The following is a 26,930-nucleotide window of genomic DNA, read 5'->3' as shown; positions in this document are numbered from 1 at the left end:
ATTAATCTTTAATAACAGAATATAATGACTATATAAGCCACTTATTGAAATTTCAAGTGAACATAAAATACAATGAATGATTATTTACAATCGATAATTGATAGAGATCCTGCAGCAAAATCAAAGCTTAGTTTGATTTTAACCTATCCAGGTGTCAAAGCAGTATTCTTTCATAGAATAGCAAACTTTTTTAGTACTGCTAAATTTTATCTTGTTGCAAGAATCATTTCTCAATTTTCAAGATTCTTAACTGGAATTGAAATACATCCTAATGCAAAAATTGGAAAAAATTTATTTATAGATCATGGTATGGGAGTTGTAATTGGTGAGACTTCAGATATTGGTGATAATGTTACTATCTACCATATGGTTACATTGGGTGGAATTGCACCAAGTATAAATTCAAACGATCAAAGAAACATGAAGAGACATCCAACAATTAAAGATGAAGTAGTTATTGGATCAGGAGCACAGGTGTTAGGTCCAGTAACTGTTGGACGATGTGCAAAAATTGGAGCAAACGCTGTAATTACAAAAGATGTTCCTGAAAATGCAGTGATGGTTGGAATTCCTGCTAAGAATGTTGGAATAGCTGATAGTGAATTTAAACCTTACGGAATTACCCCTGATAGTGATAAAAAATCAGAAAATGAATAATACGCAAAACGATTTTATTTCTGGAATTGGAAATACTCCTCTTATAAAACTTAGAGCTGCATCAGAGATTACTGGTTGTAATATTTATGGTAAGGCAGAATTTTTAAATCCAGGCGGATCTGTAAAAGATAGAGCTGCACTTGCATTAATAAAAGACGCACAAGAAAAAAAATTAATCTCTAAAGGAGGAACTGTTGTTGAAGGTACAGCTGGTAACACTGGAATTGGTTTGGGTCTTTTAGGAAATTCTTTAGGTTATAAAACTATTATTGTAATGAATGACAATCAAACTCAAGAGAAAAAAGATTTACTAAGAAACCTTGGCGCTGAGTTAAGATTAGTTGAACCGAAGCCCTATAAAGATGACAATAACTTTGTAAAAGTTGCTGCAAGGCTTGCAGATGAATTAAGACCCTCAAATAACAATGGAGTTATTTGGGCTAACCAATTTGATAATACTGCAAATGCAAAAGGTCATTATGAGGGAACAGGTCAAGAGATCTGGGAACAGACAGATGGTAAAGTAGATGGTTTTGTGTGTTCATCTGGAACTGGGGGCACCATTTCGGGTGTAAGTAATGCATTAAAAGAAAAGAATAAAGATATCAAAGTTTACCTTTCAGATCCCAAAGGTTCTGCTCTTTATAATTATATTAAGAATGGAGAATTAAAATCAGAAGGAGGATCTATAACAGAAGGAATTGGTTCAAGTAGAGTCACAGCGAACTTTGGTGAGGCCAAAATTGATGACGCCTACTCAATTGATGACCATGAAGCTCTACCTATTCTTTATGATTTAATTCAAAATGAGGGTCTAAGTTTAGGAACTAGTTGTGGAATAAATATTGCTGGCGCTATTAGAATGGGAAAAGAATTGGGACCTGGTAAAACTATTGTTACAATCCTTTGTGACAGAAGCGATAAATATGCAACTAAAATGTTTAATAAAAAATTCTTAGAAGAAAAAGGTCTACCAATACCTAATTGGTTTTAGATATAAATCTTATCTGCTAATCCGTAACAAAGTATTGCACTTAACAAAGTCAGGATACCAGGTGCAATAATTCCTTCATTAGATGTTTGTGGAGTGTGACCCAACTTATTAATTTTAATATTATAAATACCAACAATAAAAGCTGAAAGGTTTTGTAAAAATACTAAATTAAAAAATGCCCACGTACCTTGAAGACCATCAGGTCTTATAAATCCAACCCATATTGCCATTGCAACAGCACCTATAAACAAAGAACCAAAAAATCTGGTCATTCCAGCACCAGTATCATCAATACCGAACTTATCTAAAAATTTCTTTGTAGCGAAAACGGTTTGATATGCATAAACAGCAAAAACAATAAAATGTACCAAAAATATAATTAAATAAAAAATTCCATTAAATTTTTCAATCATGTCAAAACCCTATCAAATTTTATCATCAGATAAAACAACATAATCAGCAATTTTTGTGCTCCTTAAATGCATAACTAACGCGCGTTATAAACACGAGAGACTTTGTCATGAATATGTAACAGTCTTCGATTACTTATAATTAATAATTAAAAAGAAAGATAAAATGAAAAAAATAATAATAGTTTTGGTGCTTAGTTTATTTACTACAATTGCTAACGCTGACGGCCATGCAAAAGCAAATGCGTTTGCTATTACTTTAAAAGTTCCAGCAAGTGATGTTGCTAAAGTAGAAGAAATGTTGAAAACACACCACAAATGGATGAAAGAAACTCATCCAATGACAGGTGAGAAAAAATTAAATTCATATTCAATTCTCAAAGGACCTGAATGGAATAATCCTGCAGATCCTTCACAAGGTATGACTGGAAATATGTATTTTATTTTAACTGAGTATTATGAAAATCCTGCTGGTTTTCAAAATCACCAAGAACTTGGAAGTAAATGGCCAATGATACAAGAATTTCAACAAATGCTATTCACTTACGTTGTTGGATATACTTTTCCTGGAACAACTGTTGCTACGATAGAATAAAAGGACAAAATTATGAGAAAAATATTAATCACTTTAATTATAAGTTTATTTTCAACTGCTTCTTTAGCCGACAATCATAGTGGAAAAATAGATCTTAAAGGATTTTTTGTTGGTGACGCTAAAGCAATTTTTGACGAAAAAGGTAATCCAATGACTTTTGTTTATGATGGTTTGGTTGGAATGATGGCGTTTGGTGGAACATCATTTGGAGATAACTCATCTCATTATTGCGTAGGTGCAGGAACAATTCCAGGAAAAGGAGTGGAAATGGGTCATTGTATAATTAAATTTATTAATGGCGATACTGCAATTACTTATTATGAAATTAAGTTGGGTTACTCTATGGAAGGAACATTCAAATGTATCAGCGGCACTGGAAGATATGAAGGTATAGAGTGCAGTGGAACAACAGGATATACACAGATGAAAACTGCCCAAGAAGGTAAGGTTCATTCGACAAATTTTTTAAAAGGGACTTATACTTTAAAAAAATAAAACAATGAAGGGATAAAAAATGAAAAAAATAATTTTATTAATTAGTGTTTTATTTCTATCTACCTCAGTTTATGCGGATATGTCTGATAGTGACAAGAGTAAAGCTTGGGAATGTAGTGGTATTTATATGGCTAACTATTTCTTGCCAATTGGTGAAACGTTTGAATATAGTATGAAAGAAAAATCTATGGCATCAGTTAAAGTTTTAAAAGCTTATGCTTTAGAAGTCGGAATCCCTGAAAAGCAATGGGATGAAGGAGTAAACAAAGCTGTTGATAAGTTTTATGGATCTAAATTTGACGAGGCTAAAACTAATGCCTGTCATGACTTTGTAAACTCAACGGTGCCTAATGGAGAAGATAGAGTTAAGAAAGTAGTTCAAACTTTATATTAGAAAGGAATAAAAATATGATAGTAAAAATAGAAGGACCAATAGAAACTTTTGCTAAATGGAAAGCAATGGTTCACAATAATTCAGAGAAGGTAAAAAAATATGGAATGACCTTTTTATATGCTGGAACTGAAAAGAGTGATGATACTAAATTCATAACTATTGTAAAATTTGACACGATGGAAGGTATGCAAGGTTTCAAAAATGATGAGGAATTGCATAAAGAAAGAGCAGCAGCTGGTGTTGATTTAGAAAAAAATGTAACAACTCCAATGAGTGATGACTTTCTAGAACAGTATAAAGGATAAATTAAACTATTAGGAAAGGAGAAAATATGTCTAAATTTTATATTATTGGAAAGATCAGTCGTGATCTTGCTTTAAGAATGCAGAGCGATCCAAATGCAGATAGAGGAGCAGCAATCAAAACTATTTGTGATACTGTTGGAGTAAAGTTTCATAGTTATGAGTGGGTTCGAGGAAGATTTGATGTAATCAATGTTATTGAAGGAGATTACGAAAGTGTTCTTGGAATGAAAGTTGCAATTATGAATGCAGGTTTAATGGAAGATATTATGATTCATGAGGTATTTGATTATAATAAAACTTTCAACAAAGCTGCAGATGCTGGAAAAAACTTTAAAAAACCAGGTGAATAAAAGAAAGGAATAAATGTCTATCTTAGAAAAATATAGTGCTGCATTAAAAAATAAAGACGAAGCAGCTATGAATGAGCTTTTGCATGATGATTTTAAATTTACGATGCATAAATCAGGAAATGTTTTAACAAAAAGTGATGTTATCAAATGGGCAATGAGTGGTGACATCAATCAAGATAAAGTTAGAATTGTTTACGAGAATGATGAAGTTGGAATTCATCATGCTTTTGTTACATTTAACGATGGAAATGTTGAGGCTGTAATGGCGGTTTATAAATATGACAATGGAAAAATTGTTAGTTTAGAAACTGGTGCTACTCCAATGCCTAAATAATTATATATATTTAGCGGGATTTCATTTAATATTATTAAATGAGTCTCGCTACTTCATACTTATTCCTAGGTATTGCTGTATTCTTAGGAGTTACCTCAAATAGTTTTGCTAAAAGTGCTGAAGGTTTTACTCTTCTCTTTCCAAGTATAATCACCGCAATTACAATTGTTCTGTGCATGTATGCACTTTCGTTGGTGATGAAGAATATACCAATGGGTATAACTTACGCTTCGTTTGCGGGATTAACAATCATTGCAACGGTTATAGTAGGTGTAATTAAATATAATCAAGTTCCAAATCTTTACTCCATGATCGGACTAGCATTTATAATTATTGGAGTTTTAATGGTTAACTTGTTAGGTAGTAAATAATATGAAGCCTCTAATAGGATATTTATTTTTAGCTAATGGTATAATTTTTGGAATAGCTTCAAACAGTTTTGCTAAAATCTCTGAAGGTTTTACAAAGCTAACTCCCTCTGTTTTATGTATTTTATTTATGTGTATTACAATGTTTTCAATTGCAAAAGCTATGCATGCAATACCTGTTGGGTTTGCTTATTCGATTTATAGTGGTTTGACAGTAACAGGAGTTGTTCTTTTTGCTGTATTAAAATTTAATCAAGTGCCTAATGTTTATGGAGCTATAGGAATTATTCTAATTATTATTGGTGTAATAATGGTTAATTCTCTTGGAAAGTTAAATTAAAATTACCTAATATTTTTTTACGTTTGTTTTTAAATAACTCAATATTGAATTACTTCCACTTAGCATAGCCTCAAAGAATTCAAAAGACTCAACATCATCAATTTCTAAAAAATAATCATGAATACACTGTTGGTTACTTGCAAATTTTTCATTATCAGTTTCACTTATAAAACTCATCCAGCCCGATTGATTTAATAGTCTTGTGCCACATTTACTTTGAATATTTTCACGATGTCGAAATAAAGGCATAATGGCATCTTGTCCTGGTTCCTCTCCAATATAAACCACAAGCATTTGATCATCTGTATTTAACTTTCTTTTATAAACTAATGCCTCATTCAATATAATTTTCTTATTTTCTGTGTTTGTCAAATTTCCTTTGATAATTGATTTATATAATTGATCCTCTTTTTGTCTCTTTGGCTTTATAGGATTTGTATTTGATACGAAATTTACATTATTTGATTTAAGCTTAAATGTTCCATTTTCAAAATTGAAGATTGAAAAGTTTTCTTCCTTGGTCTCTGAAACTGTTTCATCCACTTCTAATTTAGCTAATTGCTGTTCATAATCATTAGGTTTTTCTGATAATTTTTTTGTCCAAAGGTTCTCTCCTTCTGACATTATATTTGCATTAAATATTTCAAAAGCTTGAATATGATAGTATTGGCTTAACCAGGGGTATACTTTAATTTCAAGTGGTGTAAATTTTCCATTTAACCACTCTGGATGTTTTTCTGAAACAAATCTTATAGACCAGTTTATATAATCATCTTTATTTCTTATCCAATTTTCTTTTATGGCTTCTTCGTATCCCTTTTTACCACCATGTTCCCAAATAATATGCTCTTTATGAGTCTTGAATGGTTTTCTTCCGCAACTTGCTGCACCTATCCCTTTTTTGGCAATATGTTTAACTAAAGTAATATCTTCGTATATCTTAAAAAGCTGCTCGTAAGCTTCTGCTATGGTTTTTCCATGTCTTGTTTTGTAATCAAGTAAATTAAAATTTGCTAAGTTTAGCAACTCTACATTAGTCGATATTAATTTACTTGTATCATATGAATAACCAAGGGCCATACACCCTTTGCCAACATGGCTAACATAATACCCTTCTTTACTAATCATGCTAAGATTATAATCTAAATCCCACAAACCTTTTGCCCAAAGTTCTTTGTCTTGCATTAAAATTGCTAAGGCAAGTTCTGCAGAAGCAAATCTAAATCTAACACTTCCACAATTACCAACTTTATGTCTTTTCCCACTCAATTTCATTGGATTGTAAATTGGACAAAGTTTTGTTCTGCTTCGATTGTCGTCTCTAACAAAACGTTCAACCATTGCTTTCTCTTTAAAATAATTTTGTACGGTTTTATGCTGATCTTCTGTGTAATTAAACTGATCATAATTAACTGCATAAAATGTTATAATTGGAGAGAGAACACCCCATAAATTATAATCTCTAGGATTAAAATTATCTTTGCCTGATTTTTTATAAACCCATTTATCTTTGTCTGCAGTTGCTATATTAAAAATTATTTTCTCATATAACTTTATTCCACCTTCAAAATCTATAAGTGCATAATCCATTAAAGCACTTAAACATCTTTTAAATACCTCTTCTTTAATTGTGGGAGTGGTTGGTACTTTGAATTCAATAATGACGCTTGTGCAAAGGTCCTTGGTTAATATTTTTCCATCTAATTCTTCTTTCCAAACATAAGAAGTGTAATGCCAGTTATTAGCCATTACATTTGTTCGATAATCTTTGTATCTTTGATAATCTTTTATAATTCTATTTATTTTAGGTAGTGGAACCTTGAGGAGCTCACTAGATTTTACATGATCATCCATCATCTCTTTTGCTTCATCTGCATAAATTACTTCAGATGCAATTGAATTTGTGAAATTAAATAAAAATAAAAAAAAGATGATTAAAAATTTAAACACTTTTGGATTATAGACATATTCTCCAAATATGTAATGTTATTATGTTAAATTTTTGTTAATTTAAAATTTTGGAATTTTATGATGACCTTTTTCATCCAAAGTTAATTCAAACTCATCTACAACAGTATTTGTATCTAATGGAGAATATAAATGTGGATACATATCACCATTTGAAGCTTGTTCCCAAAGTAAGTGTTCAAGTTTAAAAGCATTTACTTTTAATAAAACTAGGTTTTCTTTATTTGGGAAATGTTTTTTTAAGGTTTCCTCGACCTGATCTTCCTCTGAGAAATGAATATAGCCATCTTTTATATCTTTTTCAGATCCACCATAAGTTCCAGATTGCTTAGCTTTTTGCCATTCTTCTTTATCTATTACTTTAAAAATAAATTCTAAATTCATTTTACCAGGAAGAGTTCGGTCCTTTTAAAAATTCCAGTTCTTCTTCAGTAGACTCTCTTCCTAAAATTTCATTTCTATGTGGATATCTATGAAACTGTCTAATTGCTTTGGTGTGGTCTTGCCAAAATTTTTTAATCTTATTGTATCCTTCATGTTCTCTTAAATATTTATTTAATAAGTAATAAGCCATTTCATGATCACTAATTTCTTCACTATGAATTAAAGGTAAAAGCATAAAAAATCTTTGATCAACATTCATAGCTTCTAAATATCCAGAATACACTGCATCATTTACTATTAATCTAGTTTTTTGATCTTGAGCAAATGCTTTTTTATCATCTCTAAACATATTTCTTGAAAATTGATCAAACAGAATTATCAAAGCTAAACAGCTCATAGGATTATCCTGCCAATCATCATATTCATTTTGACAAGCAAGTTCATAATCTTTTAAAAAATTATCTTTTATCTTTTGATCAAATTTATCGTCCTTCTTAAATCTCATTTCAAAAGGAGTTTCTTTAAACCAAAAATCTAGGATTACTTGAGCTCTTTCTGGTATCATTAAATAGCTGGCTTTAACAATTTTAAAACTTTTTGATGGTTTATTTTATTGTTGGAAACAATAATATTTCCTCCTATTACAGGATTTTTATTTTCCCAAGTTGTAACAATTGCACCTGCTGCTCTCATAATTGGAATTAAGGGATGAATATCCCAAATTTTATTTGCACATTGAAAAACTATTTCGATCCTACCTTCTGCTAACTGACAATATGTAAGTGCATCAAAGCAAGGAAATTGCATACGGTCTATAAATTTTTTTATTTTCATCTGTTTTTTTAAAGGCAATTGATTATGGAAAGCTGCAGCTAATTTCGAATTTGCAAAATTTAATTTAGAATTAACTTTTAGTTTTCTTTTTTTATTATTTTCAAAAACGTATGCGGTGTTTTTATTTACATTTAAGTAATATTTTTTCATTTTAGGGAAATTTGCTAATCCTAAAATTGGCTCTCCATTATAATTTAATGAAATCAAATTACTCCAACTAGGATTACCAACAACATACGATCTAGTTCCATCAATTGGGTCTATTACCCATGAAAATTCACTTTTAGTATTTTTGTGACCGTACTCCTCACCTATAATTTGATGATCTGGAAATCTTTTAGAAATTTTAGACCTTATAAACTTTTCAAAAGCTTTGTCGGATGTAGTTACTGGATCGTAACCTTTACCTTTCATCTTATTGGTTATCTTGAATGGCTTATCCAACTTAGCATAATAAAATTTTGTTAGATCTTTTGCTAACTGGTTTAAAAATCTTGAAAATACTGGATATTTTTTTGTATCAAAATTATTCACAAAGAACTCATACTATTTAATTTATATTGATTAAAGTTAAATTTTAAATAATGCTCAAGTATTATTTATGAAAATTGAGCTTCACGAAAATAAAGTTTACTTCAATAATGGTACTGAAAAAAAAGAAATACATCCTTTTTGGTTAAGAGAAAGAGTGGATGGTGAAGAATTTGTTGATAAAGGAACTCAACAAAGACTTTTTGACCCAACTAGTTTAAGTAATGATATAATCATTAATAAAGCCTCAATTCATGAGGAATTTTTAGAAGTTAACTTTAATGATGGAATTAGTTCTAAGCTTAATCTCAATAAAATTGCTTTAGAATTTTCAAAAGAAGATACAGTTATAAAATCTATAAAAAAAACTAAATGGGACTCTAGTTTAAGTAATATCAAAAATTTTGAATACGAAGATAATTTTTATGAAAGTAAAGAAATGCATGACTTGCTCGTTTCTTTCTATAAGTTTGGATTTGTTATAATTAAAAATATACCAACAACTAAAAATTATATCGTTGAATTTGCAAACTCAATTGGCAGTGTAAGAAGAACTAACTTTGGAGAATATTTTGATGTTAAATCAAAACCTGATCCTAATGATCTTGCATATACTTCTTTAGCTCTTGCACCACACACAGATAATCCATATCGAAACCCTGTTCCATGTATCCAACTTTTACATTGTATCGAGAGTAAAGTTTCAGGAGGATATTCTACATTGGTTGATGGATATACTGTTACTGAAGATTTAAAGAAAACTTATCCTGATTATTATAAAATCTTAACAGAAGTAAAAGTAAGATTTAAATTTATTGATAAAGAAGTAATTTTAGAATCTTTATGTCCTTTAATTGAACTAGATGAGTATAAAAATTTTAAACAAGTAAGATTTAGTCCAAGATTAGATTTTGTTCCAATCTTAGATAAAGAAGAATTAGATTTATACTATCAAGCAAGAAAAAAACTGTCTGAAATGTACAATTCAGATAAATATAGAATAGAATTTAAACTTGCTACAAAAGATTTAATGATGATGGATAATCATAGGTTACTTCATGGACGAACAGTTTATGATGCTAATGAAGGAGAAAGATTTTTACAAGGTTGCTATATAGATTACGATAGTACCGAAGGAAAATTAAGACACTTAAAAAGAAAGTTTAATCTATAGAAATATTTTCTATTTGAGCTTCAGCATCTCTAATAGATTTTTCATAATCTAAAGCCATTTGATCAGCGCTTATAACTTCAACTTTTTCAATTCCAAAAAAGTTTAAAATAAATTTTAACCAAGGCGTTAAAAAATCTTCTGAACTATTAAGCTTTGTTCCACCAGAAGTAATTACAAGATATGCTTTTTTGTTTTTTAATAACCCTTCTCTTCTACCATTAGGTTTAAATTTAAAGGTTTCTCCTATTCTTGCAGCTAAATCTGACCAAGCTTTAAGAGTTGCGGGTGGTCCGTAATTATATATTGGAGCTGAAATTATAATAATATCACTCTCTTTTAATTCTTTTACTAGCTTGTCAGAAAGTTCAAACATTTTCTTATGTTCTTCAGTTTGATCCTTCTCATCAATTTTCATTCCAGATTCTGTTAAACCACTTACAAAAAGCATTTCATCATCTAAATCTCTATAAATTACTTCATCCTCTGGTTTTTTGATTTTTTCCAAAAGTTTTTTTGCTAACGCTCTCGATGTTGAGCCTTTTTTTCTAGCACTTGAATCTATTTGATAAATTTTCATAAAACACACTAACCAAAATTTTGCATAAAAGGAAAGATTTTAATTATATAAAAACCAACTGCTTGCAATTGATTAGTTAAAATCAAAATTCCAGTTATTAATAAAGTTATTCCACCTATTTTTGATATTAAATTAATATTCCTCTTAAAGTTTTTAGAAAATAATAAAAATCTTTGAATTAAATATCCTGATAAAACAAATGGTATAGCCAAACCTAAAGAATAAAAAATTAACATTATAACTGCTTTTGATAATGTTTCTTCGATAGATGCTAAAGCTAAAATTGATCCTAAAATTGGACCAATACATGGTGTCCAACCGAAACCAAAAGCAACACCAATTACATATGGAAAAAGAATATTTCTTGATTCTTTTGCATCAAATCTTTTTTCAAAGTTTAAATACGAAATATTGATAATTCCAATTAATTGAAGAGAAAAAATTACAATTATAATTCCAGCTAAAATTCTTAATATTTCTGAATTTTGTAAGAGTGTTCGTCCTAAAAAAGATGCAGATGCTCCTAAGATAACAAATACAGTTGAAAACCCTAGACAAAATAAAATCAATGGGAAAATATTTGTTTGTTTTTTATTTAAAATTTCTTGTAGTGACTGACCTGAGATATAAGAAATGTATCCAGGGATCAAAGGTAAAACACATGGAGATAAAAAACTTATTAACCCTGCCCCAAAAGCAATTAAATATTCAATCATCTATCCAGTATTTTTCATTGCCGCAGAAATTCCTGCGATAGATGTCATTAAAGCATCGTCTAAATATTTCTTATCTAAATTTTTATATTTTTTGTTTGTTAATTTATTCATTATATTTGCCTGAAGAATGTTTAGCATCTCAGTGTAGTTATTTCTGATAAATAAAGCTTTTCTAAACTCTTTTCTTTCTTTTATAACTTCTTTTGGAGTAATTTTATTGTGCAATTTGACCAATGCATCAAATTGAAACCTCAATCTTTTTCCAATTCTTATCAAAGATTCATCAGCTAAATTATTTTCATAAATCACTGATATTTCAGGATCAACCTTTGAAATCACCATATCTAAAATATCCATTGTTGATACGAAATAAGGCCAGTTCTTTTCCATGTCTGTCATAGTTTTTTTATACTTTTTAATTGATCCATATCTCAAAGCCTCAGTTGTACCAAGCCATGCGGGAAGCATTAATCTAATTTGCGTCCAAGCAAATACCCAAGGAATAGCTCTTAAACTTTTTATATTATCAACATTTTTTCTCTTAGTAGGTCTTGAACCAATTGCGAGTTTTCCAAGAGATTTATGCGGAGTAACAGTTTTAAAATATCTAATAAAATCTTCGCTTTGATTTAAATACTTTCGGTAAGCAGATGTAGAAATCTCAGACATTTTTTGAATAAGCTCTCGCCAATTTGGTTTAGATCTAGGAGGTGGATTTAAAGTAGCCTCCATCACTGCACCGATATAACTACATAGGTTGTATTCAGCTAAAGGTTTATATCCATATTTTTGTTGTATCACCTCTCCTTGATCAGTAATTCTAATTTTACCATTTACTGTTCCAGATGGTTGAGATTTAAGAGTTGCCTGAATTGGCCCTCCTCCTCTTCCTGGAGATCCTCCTCTTCCATGGAAAAATACAAGATCTATTTTATATTTTTTAGCTAAATTTCTTAGCTCCTCTTGAAGCTTATATTGGTGCCAACTTGCAGATAGTTTTCCTGCATCTTTACTAGAGTCTGAATATCCAATCATTACTTCTTGTTTTGAATTAATCATTTTTCTGTACCAAGGAAGTTTAAATAAATTTTCCATAACACCTTTTGCATTCTTTAAATCATCTAAAGTTTCAAATAGTGGTACTACTCTTAACAAATTCTTTGTTTCAGCTTGCAATTGCAATAAATAAACAGATAAAATATCAGATGCTTTTGAAGTCATTGAAATTACATAAGCACCCATACATTGCTCTGGCTCTTTAGATATTTGTTTAAATGTTTTCCAAACTTCTAAATTCTCTTTGTCTCTTAAATTAATTTTATTAACAAAAGATTTTTTTTGTTTTATTGATTTATTAAGTAATTTAATTTTCTTTTCTTCAGGTAATTGTGAATAATTTATTTTATTTTTCTTTTTAAATATTTCATTTAAAAGTTTTTCATGTCTATCTGACTCTTGTCTAATATCTAATCTTGCTAAATTTATTCCAAAACATCTAACTCTTCTAATCAAATCCAACAAATCCGCATTTGCTATATGTTGACCTTTGTATATGTTTAAGGAAGCTCTAACTTCTCTTAATGGATTTATAATTTCATACTTATCTTTTAGTAATTTATTTTCATCTAATGGTTTATTATAATTTATATGTGCTTCAATTAACTGATGTGTTCTTCTTACTTTGTCTCTTAAAGGTCTTAAATAAACTCTATAAGGTTCAAAACTATTTCCAGAAACTTTTTTAATTTTATTAGAACATTCTTCCATTGATAAATCTTGAATTAATTTTGTAAGTTCTCTTTCGTATAACTTTGCAGCTTGCCATCTTGAAAATAAAATCACTTTTTTTGTTACTTCAGATGTAACATTTGGATTTCCATCTCTATCACCACCCATCCAGGAACCAAATTGAATAGGATTAAAATTTCTAGGAAGATCTTTATTTAAATTTTTCCTAAAAATATCATTCAACCTTTTATAAACTCTTGGAATTGTGTCCCATAAACTATCCTCTATTACAGCCAAACCCCATCTAGCTTCATCAAGTGGTGATGGTTTGGTTCTTTTTAATTCATCAGTTTTCCAAATAATGGCTATCTCCGAATATAATTTTCGATCTATTTCAATAATCTTTGCGGGGTATTTTTTATAAAGATGACGTTGTTCCATCAAGGTAGTTAAATTTGCGTATTTTTGAATTAGTGTTCTTCTCTTAACTTCTGTTGGATGTGCGGTGAGAACTATTCCAATATCAAGTTTTGTTGCCTGATCATAAATTTTTTTGTCAGAGATTTTTCTATTTTTAAATAGATTGTTGATTATATCCTCAATAAATAGATTTTGTTTTTTGTTCTTAAAATATGGATTATCGTATTCATTAAGTTTTCTAGAAGCATCTAACGATTCAGCTAAATTCATTAAATTTAGAATATGTGAAAAAGCTCTTGTGACCTTAAAAGTTATTTCAGGTGAAAGCTTTCTTATGTCTTTTGAAATTTTAGAAAATACTTTACTTTTATTTTTATCTAATAAGGTGTTTTTAGATAATAATCTTAATCGCTCAACAATATTGAAAAATTTTGTGCCTTCTTGATCTTTGATTACTCTTCCAAGAAAAGTTCCTAATAACCTTATATCTTCTCTTAAAAGCTTAGTAGGTATTCGTTCATAGTAAAGATCTCTCTGCTTCATTACTTAAAATAAATTTTTTTTGTAAAACTCCTTTTGTGTTTGTTTTTACACCAAAAAAGAATCCTGAATATCTAAATTTTCGCAAATCAGCCTTGTCCATTCCTTTTGTAGCTGTTGAAACGTACAGTTCTTGATTATTCTTACCACCAAACGCACAATTAGTAATATTTTTGGCTGGAAACTTAATTCTGTGAATTAATTTTGCTCTACTATTAAATACTGAGACACATGCCCCACGAAAATGGGCAACCCATAAATTTTTATTTTTATCTACAGTCATTCCATCTGGAACTCCTTCTTCAGAAGTTAACTTTTTAAATATTTTTTTACTAATTATTTTATTATTTTTATTTATCTTAATTTTATAGATAGTTTTTTTAGGACTATCAGTGTGGTAAAAATTATATTGATCAATAAATGCTGGGCCATTTGTAATTCTATAATTTTTATCAACTCTAGTTAATTTAAGATTTTTATCTAATTTATACAAAGATCCTTTTTCAATTTTTCTCTCTAAATTATCCATAGTTCCAAACCAAAGATTTCCAGCAGGATCTGTTTTACCATCGTTTATTCTATTCAATTTTAATTTAGGTTCTATAGGTATCGATTTTAAAACTTTTTTTGATTTTAAATTTTGAATTCTTATTTCACCCTGCAATCCTAAAATAAATATATGATCTCTTACATGAGCAATGAAACCTACTTCTTTATTTACTTTAAATATTTTCTTTTTTTTATTTTTAATATTTAAAGAACAAATTTTCTTTTTCTTTATATCAACAAAATAAATTGAGTTGTGTTCTTTAACCCAAAGTGTTCCCTCACCTAAAGTACATCTTATTTTCCAAATAGGTTTTGGCTCTGTAGTTTTAATTTTATTCATTTACTTCAAACTCCTTAATAAAGTCCTCATTAGGATTTATACCAATACCTACATTGTCTGTGACTGATGCAAATCCATTATTGTTTTTAACTTGATCTAAAATTGAAAAATTTTCTTTTGGTAGATCTGTAATAAAGATATTTTTCTCTGTTGTATCAAATTCGAGCATAGATTTTGTTGGGAATAGTCCCCCTGGCATATCTGGTTGCGCAGTCAATAAATGAAGATTTACAGCTATACTTACAGCAGATCCCCAAACATGATTAATTACAGGAACAAAGTTAGCCTGCGCCAAGGCTGCAACTTTCAAATATTCTGTAATACCTCCTAATCCACATACTTCTGGTTGAGCTATATCAATACAATTATTGGTAATTAATTTATTCCATCCATACTTTGTAAATTCTGCTTCACCTCCAGCAACACTGGTTGATATATTTTTTTTTAATTCTCGGTAACCGTTGTAATCTTCAGGAGCAACAGGTTCTTCAAACCAATAAACATCTATTTCATCAAGTCCTTTTCCAACATAAAGAGCATCTTTCAGATTATAAGCATGGTTAGCATCCACCATTAATTTAAAATCTTTACCTATAGAATTCCTAACTGCTTGAACTAACTTTAAATCCTCTTTTGGACCTAATCCAACCTTCATTTTCATAGCTTTAAAGTTTTTTGATTTAATCTGTTTAGCTTCTTCTTCAAACAATGGAATTAGTTCATCAACTGATTTTTTTTGTAACATCATTCCATATCCATACACAGGAACTTCACTATTACATTTTCCACCAACAAGTTGATAAAGAGGAGAGTTTGTTTTTTTTCCTAAGATATCCCATAGAGCTATGTCTACTCCTGACAAAGCTTGTATTGGCATTCCTTTTTGACCACTATCTCTTAAAAGATTGTAAACTTTTTGCCAAATATGTTCTTTATTCAAAGGGTTTTCACCTATTATTAAAGGCTGAATTACCTTTTCAACAATGAACTTGTTAGCTAAAGCAATATTACCTGGACCAAAACATTCGCCCCATCCGGTAATACCTTCGTCAGTTTGTACTTCGACCAAATGAGCTGTTCTGTGTTTATAATATTGTTGTGAATAACCTAGTTCTTTCTCTAACTCATATTTAAGTACATGACTTTTAATAGAAGTTATTTTCACAAAAAATTATAAAGCAACTACTTTAGAGTTTTGCTCTCCTAAATTTTCAATTGATAACCTCATTGTATCACCAGCTTTTAAGAATTGTTGTGGTTTCATTCCCATACCAACTCCTGGAGGTGTACCAGTTGTAATTATATCTCCTGGCTGTAATGACATGAATTTACTTAAGTAAGATACAATAACGTTAACATTAAAGATCATAGTATTAGTGTTTCCAGTTTGCATTCTTTGACCATTAACATCTAAACTCATTTTTAAATTATTAATGTCAGCAATTTCATCTTTAGTTACTAAATAAGGTCCGATTGGTCCATACGTGTCATGAGATTTTCCTTTAACCCATTGACCCATTTTTTCTATTTGCCATTCTCTTTCACTAATATCGTTTACTAAACAATATCCTAAGATGTGATCTTGTGACTGAGCTTCTGAAATATGTTTTGTATGTTTTCCAATTACAATTCCTAATTCTACTTCCCAGTCTAATTTTTTTGAACCAGACACAATTTCGATATCATCGTTAGGACCATTGATACAACTTGTTGCTTTCATAAAAGTAATTGGCTCAGATGGAACTTCTGCTCCTGTTTCAGCAGCGTGATCTGAAAAGTTTAAACCAATTGCAATAAATTTTCCTGGTTTTGTAATACATGAACCAATTCTTTCACTTGAAGATACCTCTGGAAGACTTGCTAAATCAGCACTTTGTAATTTTGAGATAGTTTCAAAATTTAAATGATCAGGATTTAAGTCTGAAATGTGTGAACTTATATCTCTAATTTTACCATCTTTGTCTAAAGCTGCTGGTTTTTCTTGTCCTTTTTGACCTATTCTTAATAATTTCATATTTATCCTTTTGTTATCTAATTATATTGAAATTCCACCATCAACATGAATTGTACTTCCTGTTGTAAATGTTGAATCATCGCTAGCTAAATAAACAGCTACAGCTGCTATTTCTTCTGCTGTACCTAATCTTCCCATAGGTTGTCTTGCTATAAAATCTTTTTTTGCTTGAACAGGATCTGGACTTTGATTTACCCTATCTTGCCAAGAAGGTGAATAAACTGTGCCTGGCGCAATTGAATTACATCTAATATTTTGTTTAACGAAATCTGCTGCAATCGCCTTTGTTAAACCAATCACCGCACCCTTTGTTGTTCCATAAACAAATCTATTTGGAAAACCTTTAAAACTAGATGCACATGAAGATATATTAATAATACTTCCACCATTTTGTTTGACCATCAAAGGTAAAATAGCTTTACACATAAAATACATTGATTTCACATTTACATTTGATGAGAAATCCCAATCTTTTTCATCACATTCAAGAATTGATCCATGGTGAACAAATCCAACTGCATTAAATAACACATCTACTTTATCAAGTGTTTTAGTAAATTCTAAGATAGCGTTGTTATCAGTTGAGTCTAATTTGGTAACTTTAATATCTGGATATTCTTTATTTAATTCTGCTAAAGTTTTATCGTTTAAATCTGTAGCCGTTACATGAGCTCCTTCTTTATGAAATGCAATTGCTGTTGCTTTTCCAATTCCTTGTCCTGCTGCTGTTACAACAATTTGTTTGCCTTTAAGTCTTCCGCTCATTTTTTATTTATCCTTTCAATCTCGTTATAAAGTGAACTGTGATCAGTGTTGCCATGACCATTATCAACTAAAGTCTTATACATTTCTTTAACTAAATTTGAAATAGGTAAATGAGTATTATAAGAATTTGCGCATTCCAAAATATTATTCATATCTTTTAAATGAGTTGAAGTTTTGCCTTTTGGACTGAAATCTTTATCTATCATTCTTTTTCCGTGTGTTTGAAGTATTTTACTATCTGCCCATCCACCAGAAAGAGCTTTGATTAATTTATTTGGATCTGCTCCAGCCTTTTCACACAACGTTATGGCTTCTGCAACAGCTCCTATTGTAACTCCAACAACAATTTGATTTGCTAGTTTTGATACCTGTCCACTTCCAATAGGTCCAACTAATGTTGGGTTTCCCATTGCTTTTAAAATTTTTTCAGATTTATCAAAAATACTTTGTTCACCGCCAACCATGATAGCTAGTGAAGCTTCTTCTGCTCCGATTGTTCCTCCTGAAACTGGTGCATCTAAATAATTTACATTTTTTGATTTTAAATTAATTCCATGTTTTGCTGCTGTCGTGGGTTTTACTGAGCTCATATCTATAACTGTTGATCCTGATTTTAAGTTGTCTAAAAAATCTGAACTAGAAGTTATTGCATCTACAGCACTATCATCAGTTAACATGGTAATGACAAAATCACTATCCTTAACTACATCGCTTATTGTTTTTGAAATTTCTGCACCAAACTCTTTTAGTGGTTCTGCTTTTTCTATTGATCTATTAAAGGCTTTTAATTTAAATCCAGATTTTAATATATTTTTAGCCATTGGAAGGCCCATTAGGCCTGTTCCAATAAATCCAATTGTTATCATGGTTTTGGTTTAAACTCGTGGAAATTTTGTGTCATTGCTTCAGGGAAGAACATAACACATGCTAATACAATTAACTGAATTACTATAAATGGAGCAAAACCTCTAAAGATATCTGTTAAAGATATGTGTGGAGGAGCAACCGATTTTAAATAGAAAGCGGCGGGCCCAAATGGTGGACTTAAAAATGAAACCTGCATATTTACACAGAATAATATTCCAAACCAAATAGGATCAAAACCAAGTGCAATTACAATTGGTAAAAATACTGGCATTGCTAATAATACAATTCCAACCCAGTCCATAAATGCTCCCATGATTAAGAACATAATCTGCATCATGAAAATTAAATACATTGGTTTCAAATCATACGCTAAAATTGTTTCTGCAACATATTTCGGTCCACCAGCAAGAGAATAAGCTCCTGCTAAAACTGTTGCACCAAAAGTAATTGTCAAAATTGTTCCAGATGCTTTGAAAGTTCTTGTTAATGCATCCTTAAATAAAAACCATGTAAGCTCTTTTCTTGCAAAAATAATTATTAAAGTAGCAACAACACCCATTCCTGCAGCTTCAGTGATACCAGTCATTCCAGAATAAATTGAACCTAATACAATAATTACAATTCCAATTGGAGGAAGTAGACCTGGTAGGTAAGACATTTTTTCTTTTAAAGTTAAAGCCGGCTCATCACTTAATGGAGCTAAATGAGGCTGTAATCTTGTTCTAATAAGAATGTATGTAATAATTAAACCTGAGATCATTAAACCCGGAACAATTGCTTCTTGGAATAACATCGTAATAGAAGTCTCTGTTGTTAATCCATAAATAATTAAAACAATTGATGGAGGTATCATTGTTCCTAAAGATCCAGATGCACAAATAATACCAATAGACATGTCTTGATCATATTTAAGTCTTAACATTTGTGGTAATGCAATTAATCCTAATAAAACTATTTCTCCTCCAATAATTCCACTCATTGCAGCCATGATGGTTGCCATGATTGCAGTAACTACACCTACTCCACCTCTAGTTTTTCTTAACCACGCGTTTAAAGCATCATAAAGATCTCGTGCAATATTCGAGCGTTCGAGCAAGGAGGCCATAAAGATAAATAAAGGCACTGACAAAAATGAATAAGTAACAACCAGTGAATAATACCTTGAAAGCAATATTCCTAATGCATGCTCACCTATGTATAAAAATACTAGTACTGCACCCATGAAACCTGATGCAAATCCCATCGGAACACCAATAGATATCAGTGCTAATAATCCAACTATTAATATTATCGAGAGTGTTCCTATTTCAAATTCCATCTTACTTTAATTCTTTAGAAGGGTCGTATTGTTTCTCTTTTGGATTTCTCCAATCAATGATTAGGTTATTTACAGATTGAACTGCTATAAGAAATACACATAAAAGTGTAAGTGGTTTCATTGTAGCTGGAATTGGAGGATCCCAATAAGTTGCAAATCTCTCCCAAGTAGTAAAAGATCTGTGTGCATCTTCCCATCCACCATAAATTACTGCTGTAGCAAAAAGAACAATAATTATAGTACTAATTAAGTCAAAAATTCTTTGAGTTGGTCGTCCAACCCAGTCGTAAAGTAAAACTATTCTAATATGGCTTCTTAATCTTGTTGCATATATTCCACCAACTAAATAGCAAACACCTGCAAGCCACAAACATAACTCATTAGCCCATAAAGTTGGCTTAAATAAAACATATCGCATAAAAATTTCATACATCATCACAATTACAATTACAGGGATAAGATATTTTATTGTGTGACTTAAAAATAAGGAAACTCTATCAATCCAATTAATTGGAAAATCATCTTTACTCGCTACTTTTTCGTTTTGTTCTTGTAACTCTTTATCTATCATTGAGTAAAAATTTTAGATTTTATTTGAAGGGCCTTTTCAGGCCCTTCAAAAATTATTTATTACATAATACCATTAGCTTTCATGTAAGCTTTGTGTATTTCGATTAAAGCCGCAGCTTCTGGAGATTTAGTCTTCCATTCTTCCCAAGCAGCAAGTGCAGCTGTTCTGAATTTAAGTCTATCTTCTCTAGACCAGTCATGAAGAGTAACGCCCATTTCATTTAAAGCTTTTACAGCTTCAGCGTTTTTTCTCTCAACTAAGCTAGTAATAGTTCTTCCAGCGATTTCTATTCCTGCTTTCATAGCTCCTTGCTCATGAGGCTTTAACTTGTTCCATACTTTTGTGTTACAAGCTAAGTGGTCAGCTGGCATAGAGTGGAAACCTGGATATGTAGCATATTTGTTTTGCTCATAGTGTCCACCAGCATAGTTAGTTGCTAAAGATGAATAGTCAGCACCATCGATTAGACCAGTTTGTAAAGCTGTAGGTACTTCACCAAAGTCCATAACGATTGGTTTCGCACCTAAAGTTGTAAAGATCATACTTTCCATTCCTGGAGGTGATCTAAATTTAAAGTCTTTCAATGAAGCAACATCTGGAATTGGTCTGCTAGATATTAAAGACTCATGTCCTGGAATCCACCAACCAATTAAAGTCATTCCATATTTGTTGTATAATGCATCAACAGCTTCTTGAGCACCTGGGTAGTTCAAGAATTCATATTGTTGGTATGGGTTATCGTATCCACCCATTACATCACCTGCGAATTGGAACGCTGCATTTTTACCAGTTTGGTAACCAGCACCAGTCATATCACAATCGATAATTCCAGTTTGTGCAGAGTTAAATACCTCAGCAGATTTACCTGTTACTGAAGATGAGTAGAACATTTCAATTTTCAAGCTTCCACCAGAAAACTTTTCTACATTTTTTGCGAACTGAGCCGCAACTTCACCATTTGGTGAGCTAGCAGTAAAGTGAGTTTCAATCTTTAAAGTCTTTGCATTTGCAGAGCCAAATAAAGCAACTGAAACCATAGCCACCGCTGCTAAAGTTTTAGATATTAATTTAAACATTATCTTCCTCTCGTTTATGTTTTTTGAAAGTTAATCATAAATGATTTTCTATTTCAATTAAATCAGTTTAGTTATTATATATAGAAATTATATATATTTTATAAACACAGAGAATAGAATTGTTCTAAACTACTTCTGAAATCAAGGGTTTTTTATTGAAAAAACAGTAAATATTATCAACTGCCATCATACTCATTGCAAGACGTGTTTCATGTGTCGCACTACCTACATGAGGAAGAACAAAACAGTTATCTAATTTTAAATATCTATTATCTAAATTTGGTTCATTGTTAAAAACATCTAAGCCAGCTGCATAAATTTTTTTATTTTCTAATGCATCAATCAATGCATCGTCATCAATTGTTGATCCTCTTGATGTGTTTATTACAACTGCATGTTTTGGTAATAAGCTTATTGTATCTTTATTAAGAATGTATTTTGTTTCTGCGGTAGCTGGTGTGTGTATGCTTACAAAATCACAATTTGGTAACATCAAATTTAAATCTGAATAATATTTTGCACCATCTTCTAAATCTGCAGACAACTTATTTCTATTATAATAAATTATTTTCATTCCAAATGCTTTTGCACTTTTAGCGGCCATTCTTCCTATTCGTCCCATACCAATAATACCTAAAGTTTTGCCAGTAACTGAGTTACCAATCATAAATTTAGTTAAGTCAGGTTTTTGATTTTTCCAATTATCAGTTCTAACTAAATTATAAGCTTCACCAATTCTTCTTGAGGCAGCTAATATTAAAAGAATAGTTAACTCTGCAACAGCTTCGTTTAACACGTTAGGTGTATTGGTAACTTTTATTTTTTTTTCTAAAGCAGAGTTAACAGAAATATTATCGTATCCTACTCCTACCTGAGCAATGATTTTTAATTTACCATTCAAATTATTAAAAAAATTTTCTCCAATTTTATCAAATCCCGTAGAAATCATCCCATCATAGTCATTTATTATCTTAATTAATTCACTTTCTGGAATTGGCTCGTCTTTTGGATTTAATGTTACATCAAATTCTTTACTTAATTTTTCTTCTGCTAAATCTGAGATTTTTCTAGAAACTAATATCTTTGGTTTCATTTAATGAGAGTCTCTAGGTAAACCTTTTGTATGAGATACATCTAAATATTTTCCTCTAGAATTAATACAAGCACCATCATCTAATTGACCTACTGTATTTCTGAATATTTCTTGCCAAGGTGTTTGATTATTTGCTTTAAATTTCTTTTTATTTTTTCTTCGCTTCTTAAACTCAGCCTGAGAAATTAGTAAATCAACTCTTCTTTTATTTAGATCAATTTTAATTTTATCACCTGTTTTGACTATTCCTAAATCTCCTCCAACTGCAGACTCTGGAGATACATGAAGTATAGAAGGACTTTCAGATGTTCCACTTTGTCTTCCATCTCCTAAAGTAGGTAGATGTCTAATACCTTTTTTTAACAACCTGTCAGGTGGTTGCATGTTCACAACTTCTGCAGAACCAGGGTAACCTACTGGACCACATCCTCTAACAATTAATATTGAGTTCTCATCAATTTTTAATTTCTTATCATTAAGTCTTTTATGGTAATCTTCAGGACCTTCAAAAACAATTGCCTTACACTCAAAAGCATTCGGATGTTTAGGGTTTGATAGATATTGATCTCTAAATTCTTTACTAATTACTGATGTTTTCATTATTGCAGATGAGAAGAAATTACTTCTCATAACTAAGAAACCAGCTTTTTCTGTTAGAGCATTTTTAAATGTTTTGATTACTTTGCTATCTACATCAATTTTCTTTTTCAAATTTTCACCAACTGTTTTTCCAGTTACAGTCTTAATATTAGTGTGAATTTTTTTATTCTTAATTAATTCTTTCATAACCGCTGGTATTGCACCTGCTCTGTGAAAGCTTTCCATTAAATATTCACCAGCTGGCTGGCAGTTCACTAGCAAAGGAATATCGTGTCCTAATTTTTGCCAATCAGATAAATCAAACTTAATTCCCATGTGTTTAGCTATTGCACTTAAATGTGTGGTGCAGTTACTTGATCCACCTATTGCACTGGCAACGACTACTGCGTTTTCAAATGCTTTACGTGTCATGATTTTCGATGGCGTTAAATCTTCATGAACCATTCCAACAATTCTTTTTCCTGTTTCATATGAAATCTGTTCTCTTTCTCTGTAAGGAGCAGGAATTACAGCTCCTCCAGGTAAAGACATGCCTAAAGCTTCTGCAACTGAATTCATTGAAGATGCTGTTCCCATAGTATTGCAATGACCAGCACTTGGTGCAGAAGATGCAACCATATCCATAAATTCTTCGTATTTAATTTCTCCTTTAGCTAACATCTTTCTAGCTTCCCAAACTACTAAACCAGATCCGGCAAGTTTTCCTTTGTAAACTCCATCCAACATTGGACCACCTGAAAGAACTATTGCAGGAATATTAACTGTGGCTGCTGCCATTAAGGCTGCAGGAGTAGTTTTATCACACCCTGTAGTTAAAATTACTCCATCGATTGGATAGCCATACAAAACTTCCACTAAAGATAAATAAGATAAATTTCTATCCAACATTGCTGTTGGTCTTTTTCCAGTTTCTTGAATAGGATGAGTTGGAAATTCCATTGGAATTCCTCCAGCTCTTCTGATTCCATCTTTAATTCTTTTAGTTAAAGACATAAAATGTCTGTTACATGGAGAAAGATCACTACCTGATTGAGCAATACCTATAATTGGATTTCCTGATTGTAATTCTTTTCTCGTAAGACCATAGTTTAAATATCTTTCCAAATATAAAGCCGTCATATCTGGATTTTTTGGGTTGTTGAACCACTGCTGACTTCTAAAGGCTTTTTTTCTTTTTTTAGGCATAAATTTTATTAATGGTTTGCAAGAAATAATAGTTATATAATATTTTAATGAATAATCTAATAGTTTTAAATGGCAATGACAATGTTGGCGTAAGTCAATTTATCATACCAGAAAAAACTAAAATTGAAGGTCATGATATAAGCACGTTGGATCCAATCCCTTTTGGTCACAAAGTATGTTTAAAAGAGATTAAAAAAGGTGATCCTATTATTAAATATGATCAAATTATTGGATTTGCGTTAAACGATATTAAACCTGGAGAGCATGTTCACTCTCATAATTTAGAATTTAGAGAATTTAAAAGAGATTTTAAAGTAACTGATAAATCAAATAATATTGAAGAAAAAGCAGATACTTTTTTCAATGGAATATTAAGAGATAACGGCCAAGTAGCTACAAGAAATTATATTGGAATAGTTAGTACCGTTAATTGCTCTGCAACAGTTACAAAAATGATTGTTGAAAAAATAAAATATTCAGAAATTTTAAAAGATTATCCAAATATAGATGGAATTGTGCCTATTACTCACTCAACAGGATGTGGAATGAATACTGAAAGTGAAGGAATGCAAATTTTTCAAAGAACCATTGATGGTTTTAAAAATCATCCAAATTTTTCTCATGTTTTTGTTATTGGTTTAGGTTGTGAGTGTGCGCAAGTAAGTTTATTTGATGAGTCTATTAAAAAACACAATAGAATTCACTTCTTAACTATCCAAGATGAAGGTGGAACGAAAAAAATTGTCGATAAAGTTTTATCTCAAATTAAAAATCTTTTATCTGAAGCGAATAATGTTCAAAGAACATCTCAGCCTGTTAGTCATTTAACTTTAGCTTTACAATGTGGAGGATCTGATGGTTACTCGGGAATTACAGCTAATCCTGCATTGGGAGTTGCTGCGGATCTTTTAGTTAAAAAAGGTGGGAGTTCAATTCTATCTGAAACACCAGAAATTTATGGAGCGGAACATTTGTTAATTAATAGAGCTAATTCACAACAAACTGCAGATAAATTAATAAAGAGAATTGAATGGTGGAGACATTACACATCAATAAATAATAGTTCTATGGACAATAACCCGGCACCAGGAAATAAAAAAGGTGGACTTACAACTATTTTAGAAAAATCTTTAGGAGCAGTTGCTAAAGGTGGAAACTCAATTTTACAAGATGTATTGAATTATGCTGAACCTCTTAAAAATAAAGGTTTCAATTTTATGGACTCACCTGGATACGATCCAGTTTCTGTTACAGGGCAAGTTGCATCAGGTGCAAATGTAATTTGTTTTACAACTGGAAGAGGATCTTGCTTTGGATGTAAACCAGTTCCAAGTTTAAAACTCTCAACTAATTCAGCAATGTTTGAGAGAATGTCAGAAGATATGGATATTAACTGTGGAACAATTGCTGAAGGAAAAGAAAAAGTTGAAGAAGTTGGTCAAAAAATATTTGAATTAGTAGTAAATACTGCATCAGGAAATAAATCAAAAAGTGAAATCAATGGCTACGGTGACGAGGAGTTCAATCCTTGGCAAGTAGGCGTTGTAATGTAAAAAATTTTCCTAAAGTGCAAAATCAAACATCTTTATTAAACGTCATTTTATTGGCTGCAGGTGGTTTCTTTATGTTTGTTTGTATGGACTCTACAGCTAAGTATCTTGGAACAGTAATGCCAGTTACTCAAGCAATATGGGGAAGATTTTTTTTTCACTTGGTATCTTTAATTATATTTTTTTTAATTTTTAAGCCAAAAGTAAATTTAAAAAAAAATTTTAAAGTCCAAATAATTAGATCAATATTAATGGTCACAGCTACCTCATTTATGTTTTATTCTTTACAGAAATTTGACTTGGTAGATATTTATGTTGTTTTCTTCACTGCTCCTTTGATAGTCTCATTGCTTTCAGCATACTTTCTAAAAGACGTCTTAAGCACAAAGGGTATTTTGCTGATGCTTCTAAGTTTTGGTTCAATTGTTTATTCATTAGGTCCAAGTATGAGAATATTTAGTTTAGATTTAATATTCCCAATTGTTCCTCCAATTTGCTGGGCTCTTTATCAATTTTTTACAAAAGTTGTATCAGGTGACAATGATCCATTTGCTGCTATTTTTTATACTTCGATTTTAGGTGCAATAATATTTAGTATTTTTATATTTTTTAATTGGGTGCCATTAGAAAAAAATATTTTTTGGGCTTATTTAATAATTCTTGGTGTAGCTGGTTTTGTAAGTCATTCCTTAATTATATATGCTATACAACTTTCTAATTTATCATTTGTAACTAATTTTCAATATTCTCAATTAGTTTGGTCTACAATTTTTAATTTTTTCATTTTTGGTGTACCTTTTGATGTAAATAAAATTGTGGGTGTTGTAGGAGTAATAATATTTGGTTTATTATTTATAAGAATTGAAGGTAAAAAAACTTAAAATTGGA

Annotated in this window: 31 protein-coding genes; 13 read left to right on the top strand and 18 right to left on the bottom strand. The window is 30.6% G+C overall.

Going from position 1 to position 26,930, the window contains the following annotated elements:
* The first annotated feature begins 72 nt into the window (after positions 1 to 72).
* A complete protein-coding gene (gene epsC / locus ACTTAX_RS00375; protein ID WP_262590495.1) occupies positions 73 to 657 on the top strand; it encodes a serine O-acetyltransferase EpsC in 585 nt (194 codons plus the stop codon).
* The gene (locus ACTTAX_RS00370) at positions 650 to 1,651 is read left to right on the top strand and encodes a cysteine synthase A (RefSeq protein ID WP_440692047.1); all 1,002 of its coding nucleotides are present in this window, start codon (positions 650 to 652) and stop codon (positions 1,649 to 1,651) included. Before epsC ends, ACTTAX_RS00370 begins: the two co-directional genes overlap by 8 nt.
* On the opposite strand, the gene ACTTAX_RS00365 is transcribed toward ACTTAX_RS00370, so the two are convergent.
* The gene (locus ACTTAX_RS00365; RefSeq protein WP_440651570.1) at positions 1,648 to 2,064 is read right to left on the bottom strand and encodes a hypothetical protein; all 417 of its coding nucleotides are present in this window, start codon (positions 2,062 to 2,064) and stop codon (positions 1,648 to 1,650) included. The two genes, ACTTAX_RS00370 and ACTTAX_RS00365, sit on opposite strands and share 4 nt — an antisense overlap.
* Positions 2,065 to 2,227: 163 nt before the next feature.
* On the opposite strand from ACTTAX_RS00365, the gene ACTTAX_RS00360 reads away from it, so the two are divergent.
* From ACTTAX_RS00360 to ACTTAX_RS00325, 8 genes are read left to right on the top strand one after another with little or no spacing between them, the layout of a single operon-like run.
* Positions 2,228 to 2,656 (top strand): hypothetical protein, encoded by a 429-nt coding sequence (locus ACTTAX_RS00360; RefSeq protein ID WP_440692045.1) that lies wholly within the window; start codon positions 2,228 to 2,230, stop codon positions 2,654 to 2,656.
* A 12-nt stretch (positions 2,657 to 2,668) separates the two neighbouring features.
* Positions 2,669 to 3,151: a hypothetical protein gene (locus ACTTAX_RS00355; RefSeq protein WP_440692044.1), complete on the top strand. Its 483-nt coding sequence runs from the start codon at positions 2,669 to 2,671 to the stop codon at positions 3,149 to 3,151.
* Between the two features lie 19 nt (positions 3,152 to 3,170).
* Positions 3,171 to 3,545, top strand: coding sequence for a hypothetical protein (locus tag ACTTAX_RS00350; RefSeq protein WP_440692042.1), 375 nt, complete (start codon positions 3,171 to 3,173; stop codon positions 3,543 to 3,545).
* A 14-nt stretch (positions 3,546 to 3,559) separates the two neighbouring features.
* Positions 3,560 to 3,850, top strand: a complete 291-nt coding sequence (locus ACTTAX_RS00345; RefSeq protein WP_262590490.1) for a hypothetical protein — start codon at positions 3,560 to 3,562, stop codon at positions 3,848 to 3,850.
* A 26-nt stretch (positions 3,851 to 3,876) separates the two neighbouring features.
* Positions 3,877 to 4,200 carry a hypothetical protein gene (locus ACTTAX_RS00340; RefSeq protein ID WP_440692040.1) on the top strand — a complete coding sequence of 108 codons (324 nt, stop codon included), beginning with the start codon at positions 3,877 to 3,879 and terminating at the stop codon, positions 4,198 to 4,200.
* Between the two features lie 13 nt (positions 4,201 to 4,213).
* Positions 4,214 to 4,534 (top strand): nuclear transport factor 2 family protein, encoded by a 321-nt coding sequence (locus ACTTAX_RS00335; protein ID WP_023854077.1) that lies wholly within the window; start codon positions 4,214 to 4,216, stop codon positions 4,532 to 4,534.
* A gap of 38 nt (positions 4,535 to 4,572) precedes the next feature.
* Positions 4,573 to 4,905 carry a DMT family transporter gene (locus ACTTAX_RS00330; RefSeq protein ID WP_262590487.1) on the top strand — a complete coding sequence of 111 codons (333 nt, stop codon included), beginning with the start codon at positions 4,573 to 4,575 and terminating at the stop codon, positions 4,903 to 4,905.
* A gap of 1 nt (position 4,906) precedes the next feature.
* Entirely contained in the window at positions 4,907 to 5,242 is a 336-nt protein-coding gene (locus tag ACTTAX_RS00325; RefSeq protein ID WP_440692038.1) for a DMT family transporter, read from the top strand.
* Between the two features lie 6 nt (positions 5,243 to 5,248).
* On the opposite strand, the gene ACTTAX_RS00320 is transcribed toward ACTTAX_RS00325, so the two are convergent.
* Genes ACTTAX_RS00320 through ACTTAX_RS00305 form a run of 4 tightly spaced genes read right to left on the bottom strand, consistent with a single transcriptional unit; the run spans position 5,249 to position 8,962 of the window.
* A complete protein-coding gene (locus tag ACTTAX_RS00320; RefSeq protein ID WP_440692036.1) occupies positions 5,249 to 7,192 on the bottom strand; it encodes a hypothetical protein in 1,944 nt (647 codons plus the stop codon).
* Between the two features lie 60 nt (positions 7,193 to 7,252).
* The gene (locus tag ACTTAX_RS00315) at positions 7,253 to 7,594 is read right to left on the bottom strand and encodes a DUF952 domain-containing protein (protein ID WP_440692035.1); all 342 of its coding nucleotides are present in this window, start codon (positions 7,592 to 7,594) and stop codon (positions 7,253 to 7,255) included.
* Between the two features lies 1 nt (position 7,595).
* Positions 7,596 to 8,159 (bottom strand): DUF924 family protein, encoded by a 564-nt coding sequence (locus ACTTAX_RS00310; RefSeq protein WP_440692033.1) that lies wholly within the window; start codon positions 8,157 to 8,159, stop codon positions 7,596 to 7,598.
* Positions 8,159 to 8,962, bottom strand: a complete 804-nt coding sequence (locus ACTTAX_RS00305; protein WP_440656872.1) for an inositol monophosphatase family protein — start codon at positions 8,960 to 8,962, stop codon at positions 8,159 to 8,161. Before ACTTAX_RS00305 ends, ACTTAX_RS00310 begins: the two co-directional genes overlap by 1 nt.
* 67 nt (positions 8,963 to 9,029) lie before the next feature.
* Between ACTTAX_RS00305 and ACTTAX_RS00300 the strand changes: the two genes are divergently transcribed.
* Positions 9,030 to 10,133, top strand: coding sequence for a TauD/TfdA family dioxygenase (locus tag ACTTAX_RS00300; RefSeq protein ID WP_440692032.1), 1,104 nt, complete (start codon positions 9,030 to 9,032; stop codon positions 10,131 to 10,133).
* Here ACTTAX_RS00300 and ACTTAX_RS00295 read toward each other — a convergent pair.
* The 13 genes from ACTTAX_RS00295 to ACTTAX_RS00235 form a co-directional block, all read right to left on the bottom strand.
* Complete coding sequence (locus ACTTAX_RS00295; protein ID WP_075505866.1) at positions 10,123 to 10,710, bottom strand: FMN-dependent NADH-azoreductase; 588 nt, start codon at positions 10,708 to 10,710, stop codon at positions 10,123 to 10,125. The genes ACTTAX_RS00300 and ACTTAX_RS00295 overlap by 11 nt on opposite strands.
* Before the next feature lie 8 nt (positions 10,711 to 10,718).
* Positions 10,719 to 11,426, bottom strand: a complete 708-nt coding sequence (locus ACTTAX_RS00290) for a cytochrome c biogenesis CcdA family protein (protein WP_440692031.1) — start codon at positions 11,424 to 11,426, stop codon at positions 10,719 to 10,721.
* Positions 11,427 to 14,117, bottom strand: coding sequence for a phosphoenolpyruvate carboxylase (gene ppc / locus ACTTAX_RS00285; protein ID WP_440692029.1), 2,691 nt, complete (start codon positions 14,115 to 14,117; stop codon positions 11,427 to 11,429). It abuts the gene before it with no gap.
* Positions 14,092 to 15,003, bottom strand: coding sequence for an SMP-30/gluconolactonase/LRE family protein (locus ACTTAX_RS00280; RefSeq protein WP_440692027.1), 912 nt, complete (start codon positions 15,001 to 15,003; stop codon positions 14,092 to 14,094). Before ACTTAX_RS00280 ends, ppc begins: the two co-directional genes overlap by 26 nt.
* Complete coding sequence (locus ACTTAX_RS00275; protein ID WP_440692025.1) at positions 14,996 to 16,168, bottom strand: mandelate racemase/muconate lactonizing enzyme family protein; 1,173 nt, start codon at positions 16,166 to 16,168, stop codon at positions 14,996 to 14,998. Before ACTTAX_RS00275 ends, ACTTAX_RS00280 begins: the two co-directional genes overlap by 8 nt.
* Positions 16,169 to 16,174: 6 nt before the next feature.
* The gene (locus ACTTAX_RS00270) at positions 16,175 to 17,017 is read right to left on the bottom strand and encodes a fumarylacetoacetate hydrolase family protein (RefSeq protein ID WP_440692023.1); all 843 of its coding nucleotides are present in this window, start codon (positions 17,015 to 17,017) and stop codon (positions 16,175 to 16,177) included.
* 21 nt (positions 17,018 to 17,038) lie between these two features.
* On the bottom strand, positions 17,039 to 17,782 hold the full coding sequence (locus ACTTAX_RS00265; RefSeq protein WP_440692021.1) for an SDR family oxidoreductase: 744 nt from the start codon (positions 17,780 to 17,782) through the stop codon (positions 17,039 to 17,041).
* Positions 17,779 to 18,648 (bottom strand): NAD(P)-dependent oxidoreductase, encoded by an 870-nt coding sequence (locus tag ACTTAX_RS00260; protein WP_440692020.1) that lies wholly within the window; start codon positions 18,646 to 18,648, stop codon positions 17,779 to 17,781. Before ACTTAX_RS00260 ends, ACTTAX_RS00265 begins: the two co-directional genes overlap by 4 nt.
* On the bottom strand, positions 18,645 to 19,967 hold the full coding sequence (locus ACTTAX_RS00255; RefSeq protein ID WP_075506115.1) for a TRAP transporter large permease: 1,323 nt from the start codon (positions 19,965 to 19,967) through the stop codon (positions 18,645 to 18,647). The genes ACTTAX_RS00260 and ACTTAX_RS00255 overlap by 4 nt, the downstream gene beginning before the upstream one ends.
* A gap of 1 nt (position 19,968) precedes the next feature.
* Complete coding sequence (locus ACTTAX_RS00250) at positions 19,969 to 20,538, bottom strand: TRAP transporter small permease subunit (RefSeq protein WP_262590473.1); 570 nt, start codon at positions 20,536 to 20,538, stop codon at positions 19,969 to 19,971.
* A gap of 59 nt (positions 20,539 to 20,597) precedes the next feature.
* Positions 20,598 to 21,614 (bottom strand): TRAP transporter substrate-binding protein DctP, encoded by a 1,017-nt coding sequence (gene dctP, locus ACTTAX_RS00245; RefSeq protein WP_440634424.1) that lies wholly within the window; start codon positions 21,612 to 21,614, stop codon positions 20,598 to 20,600.
* Between the two features lie 124 nt (positions 21,615 to 21,738).
* The gene (locus ACTTAX_RS00240) at positions 21,739 to 22,707 is read right to left on the bottom strand and encodes a 2-hydroxyacid dehydrogenase (protein ID WP_440692018.1); all 969 of its coding nucleotides are present in this window, start codon (positions 22,705 to 22,707) and stop codon (positions 21,739 to 21,741) included.
* Entirely contained in the window at positions 22,708 to 24,492 is a 1,785-nt protein-coding gene (locus ACTTAX_RS00235; protein ID WP_440692016.1) for an IlvD/Edd family dehydratase, read from the bottom strand.
* Between the two features lie 47 nt (positions 24,493 to 24,539).
* Between ACTTAX_RS00235 and ACTTAX_RS00230 the strand changes: the two genes are divergently transcribed.
* Together ACTTAX_RS00230 and ACTTAX_RS00225 are read left to right on the top strand one after the other, a co-directional pair.
* Positions 24,540 to 26,045: a UxaA family hydrolase gene (locus tag ACTTAX_RS00230; protein WP_440692015.1), complete on the top strand. Its 1,506-nt coding sequence runs from the start codon at positions 24,540 to 24,542 to the stop codon at positions 26,043 to 26,045.
* Positions 26,021 to 26,923 carry a DMT family transporter gene (locus ACTTAX_RS00225; RefSeq protein ID WP_440692013.1) on the top strand — a complete coding sequence of 301 codons (903 nt, stop codon included), beginning with the start codon at positions 26,021 to 26,023 and terminating at the stop codon, positions 26,921 to 26,923. The genes ACTTAX_RS00230 and ACTTAX_RS00225 overlap by 25 nt, the downstream gene beginning before the upstream one ends.
* Positions 26,924 to 26,930 lie beyond the last annotated feature (7 nt).

It is taken from the genome of Candidatus Pelagibacter sp. HIMB1695, from assembly GCF_052047655.1.
Classification (GTDB): domain Bacteria; phylum Pseudomonadota; class Alphaproteobacteria; order Pelagibacterales; family Pelagibacteraceae; genus Pelagibacter.
Note: the sequence above shows the minus strand (reverse complement) of the source record. Positions and strands in the feature narration are given on the sequence as shown.